Annotated in this window: 6 protein-coding genes; 2 read left to right on the plus strand and 4 right to left on the minus strand. The window is 70.9% G+C overall.

What is annotated here, in order from left to right; all coding sequences use genetic code 11:
- Positions 1-380, minus strand: a 380-nt coding sequence (locus ACKOQ4_RS11440; protein ID WP_526291881.1) for a universal stress protein, incomplete at its 3' end; no start/stop codon positions are given.
- A gap of 146 nt (positions 381-526) precedes the next feature.
- Here ACKOQ4_RS11440 and otsB point away from each other — a divergent pair.
- Both otsB and ACKOQ4_RS11450 read left to right on the plus strand, forming a co-directional pair.
- Complete coding sequence (otsB, locus tag ACKOQ4_RS11445; protein WP_526291883.1) at positions 527-4,540, plus strand: trehalose-phosphatase; 4,014 nt, start codon at positions 527-529, stop codon at positions 4,538-4,540.
- A 45-nt stretch (positions 4,541-4,585) separates the two neighbouring features.
- The gene (locus ACKOQ4_RS11450; RefSeq protein WP_526291885.1) at positions 4,586-5,548 is read left to right on the plus strand and encodes a hypothetical protein; all 963 of its coding nucleotides are present in this window, start codon (positions 4,586-4,588) and stop codon (positions 5,546-5,548) included.
- Here ACKOQ4_RS11450 and ACKOQ4_RS11455 read toward each other — a convergent pair.
- The 3 genes from ACKOQ4_RS11455 to ACKOQ4_RS11465 all read right to left on the minus strand — a co-directional run.
- Positions 5,436-6,422, minus strand: a complete 987-nt coding sequence (locus ACKOQ4_RS11455; protein WP_526291887.1) for a nitroreductase family protein — start codon at positions 6,420-6,422, stop codon at positions 5,436-5,438. The genes ACKOQ4_RS11450 and ACKOQ4_RS11455 overlap by 113 nt on opposite strands.
- A 99-nt stretch (positions 6,423-6,521) precedes the next feature.
- Positions 6,522-7,196 (minus strand): twin-arginine translocation pathway signal, encoded by a 675-nt coding sequence (locus ACKOQ4_RS11460; protein WP_526291889.1) that lies wholly within the window; start codon positions 7,194-7,196, stop codon positions 6,522-6,524.
- Positions 7,193-7,707: Rv1363c family protein (locus tag ACKOQ4_RS11465; protein ID WP_526291891.1), on the minus strand; the 515-nt coding region annotated here is incomplete at its 5' end. The genes ACKOQ4_RS11460 and ACKOQ4_RS11465, both read right to left, overlap by 4 nt.

Raw genomic sequence — 7,707 nt, forward strand, 5'->3', positions numbered from 1 at the left:
CCGCGGGCCAGCGCGCCGAGTCCCCGGCAGCCCACCACGATCATCTGCGCCGCACCGGACAGGTCGGCCAGCACCGGCACCGGCGGGCCGGTGACCATCTCCGTGGTGATCTCGACGTCGGAGTCCCCGAGAGCCTCCCGCACCGTGTCGAGGGCCTTGCCGAGCAGTTTCTCGCCCTCCTCCTCCTGCCACTGCAGGTAACCCGGCGGCATGGGCACCTCGGGAAACGCCATGACCACCGGCGGGGTCAGCACGTAGACGAGTTTGAGGTCCGCCCCGCGCAAACCGGCGGCACGCGCGGCCCAATCCACGGCCACCCGCGAGGCCGACGAGCCGTCGACTCCGACCACGATCGGCAGACTGCTTGCCGCAGTTGACATTCCCGTGTCCTTTCCTGTGCGACGCCGGCCCCCGGAGTGCGCAGGGCTTCGCCCTACCGAAGACCCTAGTCCGGCCCGGTCCGGGCGGTCAGGGGCATTAGTCCCCTCAACCCCGGGCCGGACCGCCCTGGCCTAGGGTCGTTGCCATGTCCAGCGACCAGACCGGGGCGGCCGCGGCGGCCCACCGGGTCCGGATCGACCCGCGCTACCACGACGGGGTGCTTTTCGACCTCGACGGCGTGGTCACCGACAGCGCCGTCATCCACCGGGCGGCCTGGGCGGCGATGTTCGACGAATACCTGGGCGGGCGCGCCGCATCGGCGACCGAGAACCACAAACCGTTCACAGCCGATGATTACCGCCATTTCATCGACGGCAAACCGCGCTACGACGGGGTCCGGGACTTCCTGGCCTCGCGGGGGGTGACGCCGGAGCGCGGCACCGAGTCCGACCCCGCCTCCGCGGAGACGGTGTGCGGGCTGGGAAACCGCAAGCAGGAGCTGTTCACCGCGCGGATCGCCGCGGGCGTGCCGGTATTCGAGTCCGCGGTCGCGCTGGTCCGGCGGCTCCGGGACGCGGGTGTGCCGGTCGCTGTCTTCTCGGCCAGCCGCAACTGCGCCGCCGTGCTCGAGTCGGCCGGACTGGCCGGGCTGTTCGAGGTCCGGGTCGACGGCGCGCTGGCCGCCGAGCTGGGGCTGCCCGGTAAGCCCGACCCGGCCATGCTCGTCGAGGCGGCCCGGCGGCTGGGGGTGCGGCCCGGGCGCGCGGTGGTGGTGGAGGACTCGCAGGCCGGCGTGACGGCCGCCCGGGCGGGCGGCTTCGGACTGGTGATCGGAGTGGACCGGACCGGGACGGCGGCGACCGGGCTGCGCGAGTGCGGGGCCGACGTGGTGGTGGGCGACCTCGCCGAGGTCCAGGTCCGCACGATTGCCCGCCGGATGTCCGGCCTGCCCGACGCGCTGGCGTCCTTCGGCCAGCTGGCCGGGGTGATCGGGGCGCGACGCCCGGTGATCTTCTTCGACTTCGACGGCACCCTGTCGGAGATCGTCGACGAGCCCGGGGCCGCGGTGCCGGTGCCGGGCGTCGACAAGGCGCTGCGGTCGCTGGCCGCCCTGTACCCGGTCGCGGTGCTGTCCGGGCGCGGCCTGGAGGACATCCGGCAGCGGGTAGGGATCCCGGGACTGTGGTACGCCGGCAGTCACGGGTTCGAGATCGCCGGGCCGGACGGCGGCTATCACGGCAACGAGACCGCCGCGCAGGCCGTCCCGGTGCTGGAGAAGGCGGCAGCGGAGCTCACCGCGCGGCTGGAATCCATCCCGGGGGTCATGGTGGAGCACAAGCGCTACGCGGTGGCCGTGCACTACCGCAACGCCGATCCGGGCGCCGCGGCCTTGGTGACCGCGGCGGTGCACGACGTCGGCAACCGCAGCGGGCTGAAGGTGACCTCCGGGCGCATGGTCGTCGAGCTGCGCCCGAATGTGGACTGGGACAAGGGAAAGACGCTGCAGTGGATCCTCGGCCAGGTGGCCGGCGAGGAGCCGCTGCTGCCGATCTTCGTCGGTGACGACCTGACCGACGAGGACGCGTTCGACGCGGTCCTGCACGACGGCGTCGGGATCGTGGTGCGCCATACCGAGGACGGCGACCGGGCCACCGGCGCGCGGTTCAGCCTGGACAGCCCCGAACAGGTGTGCCGATTCGTCGAGCGACTGGTCGAGCAGTGCGACATCGACCGCCAGATGGCCGCCGGCCCTTGGTCTTTCGCGTTCGGCGGCTACCTCCCCGATCAGGAGCGGCTGCGCGAGGCGCTGTGCGCGGTGGGTAACGGCTACCGCGCCACCCGCGGGTGCGCCCCGGAGGCCGACTCCGGGCCGTTGCACTACCCGGGCACCTACGCGGCCGGACTGTACAACCGGCTCAGCGACGAGGTGTCCGGCATGACGGTGGACAACGAGAGTCTGGTCAACCTGCCGAACTGGCTGTCGCTGAAGTTCCGCATCGACGGCGGCGACTGGTTCGACGTCGACGACGCCGAGATGCTGAGTTACCGGCAGAACATGGACCTGCGCCAGGCCGAACTGACCCGTGAGTTCCGCTTCCGCGACCGGGCCGGACGCACCACCCGGGTGCTGCAGCGACGCATCGCCGCGATGCACCTGCCGCACGCCTGCGCGCTGGAGAGCACGCTGTGGGCCGAGGACTGGTCGGGCACGGTGGAGTTCCTGTCGATGATCGACGGCGACGTGCGTAACTCCGGGGTGGAGCGCTACCGGGCGCTGTCCGACGACCACCTGGTGACGACAACCACCCACGAACTCGCACCCGGTTCGGCCCTGCTGGTGTGTCAGACGGTGCAGTCGCGGATCCCGGTCGCGGTGGCCGCCCGCACCACGGCATGGCGGGGCGGCCAACGGCTGGACGCCGAGATCCGGTTCGTCGACGAGCCCCGCAAGGCGGGCCACGACCTGGTGGTGCGCCTCGACGCCGGCGACTCGGTGACGGTGGAGAAGATGGCGGCGATCTTCACCGGCCGCGACCACGCCATCTCCGAACCCGGTGACGCCGCCGCCCGGCTGCTGTCGCGGCTGGGTCGCTACGGCGAGCTGCGCGACGGACACATCCGGGAGTGGGCGCACCTGTGGGAGCGCTTCGACATCGCCTTCGAGCAGAGCCCGGACGCGCTGCGGGTGGCCCGGCTGCACATGCTGCACCTGCTGCAGACCGTGCCCAACCGCGCCGAGGACATCGACGCCGGGCTGCCCGCCCGCGGCCTGCACGGGGAGGCCTACCGCGGCCACATCTTCTGGGACGAGCTGTTCGTCTTCCCGGTGCTCAACCTGCGCTCGCCGTCGACCACCCGCTCGCTGCTGCGCTACCGCTACCGGCGGCTGCCGGAGGCGCGGCGGGCGGCCCGGGAGGCCGGCTACGACGGTGCGATGTTCCCCTGGCAGTCCGGCAGCGACGGCCGCGAGGAAAGCCAGAAGCTGCACCTCAACCCGAACTCCGGGCGGTGGAACCCCGACGCCAGCGCCCGCGCGCACCACATCGGGGTCGCGGTGGCCTACAACGTCTGGCAGTACTACCAGGTGACCGGGGACCTGCGGTACCTCATCGAGAACGGCGCGGAAATGCTCGCCGAGATCGCCCGGTTCTGGGTGAGCCGCGCGGAGTTCGACCCGTCCGTCGACGGCGGGCGCGGCCGCTACGTGATCCGCGGCGTGATCGGTCCCGACGAGTTCCACTCCGGCTACCCGGACCGCCCCTACGACGGGATCGACAACAACGCCTACACCAACGTGATGGCGGTGTGGTCGATCGTGCGGGCACTGGACGCCCTCGACGCGCTCCCGCTGCGCAGCCGGCTGGACCTGATGGAGACCCTCGGCATCACGGGCCGCGAACTCGACCGGTGGGACGAGGTGAGCCGCGGGATGTATGTGCCGTTCCACCCGGCGCCGGGAACGGGTCTTGACGTGATCAGTCAGTTCGAGGGCTACGCGGACCTGACGGAACTGGACTGGCACGGCCTGCGCGAGCGCCACGGCAACATCCAGCGCCTGGACCGGATACTGGAGGCCGAGGACGACAGCGTCACCCGCTACAAGGCCTCCAAGCAGGCCGACGTGCTGATGCTGTTCTACCTGCTCTCCGCCGACGAGCTGCGGGAGTTGTTCGCCCGCATGGGATATCGCTTCACCCCCGAGCAGATCCCGGCGACGGTGGACTACTACAGCCACCGCACCTCGCACGGATCGACGCTCAGCGGGGTGGTGCACGCCTGGGTGCTGGCCCGCGGCAACCGCGATCGGGCGATGCGCTACTTCCAGCAGGTGCTGCTCTCCGATGTGCTGGACATCCAGGGCGGCACCACCGCCGAGGGCATTCACATCGCCGCCATGGCCGGGAGCATCGACCTGCTGCAGCGGTGCTTCACCGGCCTGGAGACCCGGGCCAACCGGCTGATCCTCAACCCGATGTGGCCGGAAAGCCTTGGCGCGCTGAGGATGCCGATCCACTACCGCGGCTACCGGATGAACCTGACGATCCTGGGTCGCAGTGCCGAAGTCAGCCTGGACCCGGCAGACCATCCCCCGGTCGAGGTCGAGTTCCGCGGCCGGGTCGAGAAGCTGATGCCGGGGACGTCGGTACGCTTCGGCTGAATCTGCTACCGTCAGCGTCTCGGCCGCGACCCCGAAGGATTCCTCGTGCTGATTCTGCTGGCTGATGAAGTCGAACTTGTGGTCGCCGGGCTGCTCGGCGGCATCTCGATCAGCAGCGGCCCCACCGCCGAGCAGCTGATCGTGCTGGACTCCATCACTCGGGACCTGTGGCGTCGCGACGACATCGACCTGCAGAACCTCACACCGCTGTCGCCCGACGAGGTGGCCAGGCGGCTGCCGCGGCCCGAGGCCCGGCTGCGCTTCGCCGAGATGATGATGACCCTCGAACTCTGCCGCCACCCCATGTCACTCGAGCAGGTCGACCTCGCCGAGCAGTACGTCGCCGCCATGCGTGTGGACACCATCGAGATCGAGACCACTCGCACCGCCATCGTCAAAGGCGCTGAAGCGGCGGCGACCGACCTGGAACGCTGCTATCAGCAGATCCTGCCGGAGATCTCGGAGCTGTCGCTGCGCGACCGGTACCTGCGTCTGGACAAACCCGACCATGCGCTCGCCGAGCGGCTCAAGATGCTGGGAGACCTGCCCGAGGACACGCTGGGTTACCAGTACCTGGAGTTCTACCGGCGCAACAACATCGAATTGCCCGGCGACGACACACACCTACCGGCGCACTACGTCAACCACGACATGAACCACGTCATCACCGGTTACGAGCCGACGGCACCGGGTGAGATCGCCAGATCGGGATTCCTGTTGGCCACCAACGACTCTCGCCACAATTGGCTCGAGTTCCTGCTGACCATGTCGATCCATGAGTCAGGTGTTCTCAATCACGGTGACATCCGGGCCAAAGCGGCCACCCTGGAGCGCGTGGGAGTCCCGGATTTCCTCGGCGAGGGCCTGGCGCGGGGTTCGAAATGCACCGTCGACCTCAGCCAGGTCGATCACCTGTCCATCGCGCACCTGCCGCTTGAGCAGGTGCGTGAGCAGTTCTCGGTGGTGCCGCTGAAGTCCCAGCCGGACCCCTCCCAGCCGGCCGCCTAGCCGGCGCTTGGACCCAGTCGGCCACCTCGGGAAGCGGCCGGCGCGGGGTCGCGGGCAACGGCTCGGCATCGACCGGCGCCCAGCCCACCCGCATCAGGATCTGCGGGTAGCCGGTCGCCCCGAACACGTCGGCGCGCACCGCCTCGCGGGTCTCGGCGATCTCCAGCGGCTCGCTGACCGCGCAGGTGGCCAGCCCCATCGCGGTAGCCGACAGCAGCACCAGGCTGGTGGCCTCCCCCGCCCGCAGCCGGGCCAGGTCGTCGTCGGCCTCGGTGCCCAGTGCCACCAGCACGCCGTTGTCCGGCATCCGCCCGCGCCGTCGGCCCCGGGCGGCCGTTTCGCTCCGGTGGTCCTCGCCGGCGGCATAGCGGGCGACCGCCTCGGCGACCATCGCGCTCAGTCGCGGCATCAGTTCGACCTGGCGCAGCATGACTCCGGCCCGGGCGGCCCGGGCGCCCATCAGCGCCACGTCACCCCACGGAACCGGCCAGGAGCTGTAGGCCCGCCGGTCGCTGCGCCGCCTGCCGATCGCCGCCGCCAGCATGATGTCGAGGTCGCCGGGTGCCTGGCGCGCGACGGTGACGGTGGCCAGGTGGCCCGACCGGACCGGGCCGGGCAGCCGCCGGACGGTGGCGCGCCAGCCCATCGCCGCCAGCGCGACCGTGCAGTGGTGCAGCGACGCTCCGCAGCTGAGCATCAGGTCGCGGCCGCCGGAGTCGGTGGTCGGCGGAGGGCGCCCCGGATCGGCGTAAAGGTCCATACCCTGCGGGCCGACCCGCCACCGCCAGGGCTGGGAGTTGCGCACCGAGGGAGCCTGTGTCGCCAGGGTCAGCACGGCGCGCAGGGTCTCCGGATCAGGCAAGCCCGCCGCCATCATCGCCCCCTCATCGCAGCTCTGTGACTGCCACTGTGACCCCTGCCGCCGGACCGGCGACAGTGACCTAAGTCCCGAACCGGCAGGACTTGGGCGGTTTCAGACGGGGTTGAACCCGGAGATCAGCCAGCGGCCGCCGCTCTGCTCCAGGGTGACCATCACGCTGCTGGTGGACAGCGCCGGGGTGGGCCGTTCCTTGCTGGTGCTGACCTGGTTGACGAAGACCAGCACGTCGGCCTTGCCCGGCCGCATCTGCGAAACGGCGGCGCGGGCGACGTTCGCCTCGGTCTTGACGCCCTTCTGCCGCGACGCCGGGGCGACGACCTTCTCGGTGAAATCGCTGTAGTAACTGAGGAATTCACCGGTGAGGTGGGACTTCGCGTTGGCCAGGTCGGCGTCGAGGTTCTCCGGGGAGTAGGACAGCAGCGCCTCGGTGCCCTCCTTGGCCGCGGCCACCACCTGCTGGCGGGCCGCGGCGTCGGTCAGCCGGTCCGGGCGGTACAGCCACCAGTAGACCGAGCCGGCCGCCAGGGCCGAGACCAGCACCGCGCCGATCGCGGCGACGGCGACCAGGTTCCGGCGGCACCAGCCCAGCGCCCGGTTCGGCGTGTCCGCGGAGACCGCCGCCGTGGCCTCGCCGGCGGGGAGCGCCTCGGCGAGGTCTTCCTCGGCATCGGCGACATCAGTGTCAGTGACGTCTATGTCTGTGACGTCTATGTCTGTGACGTCGGCGACGTCATCCGGTTGCGGCGACCGGTCGTCGTTGACGCTCACGGCACGAACTCCACGTCGGACATCTTGCACGTGTCGCCGTCGCGGGTGACGGTCACGCTCATCCGGAACGGCCGGGGATCCTGGTTCGCACCGTTGGCGTTGCTGACCTTGGAGGTGGCCGCCAGCAGCACGACGGCGCGGTCGCCGTCGACCGAGTCCAGGGCCGCGGCGTTGACGGTTCCACTGGTGACGGCCTTGGAGTCGACGGCGGTCTTGATGAAGTCGTCGGCGCTGCGCTGGAAGTCGTCGTGGAAGTTGCCGGTCGACAGATCCAGCACGCGCTGCACATCGTCCCTGGCGCGGGTGTGGTCGATCGACAGCAACGCCGTCACCCCGTCGCGGGCGGCGTCGACGAACCGGCGGTCCTCGTCGCGCTGCGCGGCGACCTGCCCGTGCTGCCAGAGCATGAGTCCGGCCAGCGCAAGACCGGCGCCGGTGAGCAGAGCGGCCGGCACCAGCCCGGCGGTCTGGCGCCAGCGGCGCGCGGGACGCGGGCCGGGCGCGGGCGCGG

This window comes from Mycobacterium sp. (genome assembly GCF_046095365.1).
Classification (GTDB): Bacteria; Actinomycetota; Actinomycetes; order Mycobacteriales; family Mycobacteriaceae; genus Mycobacterium.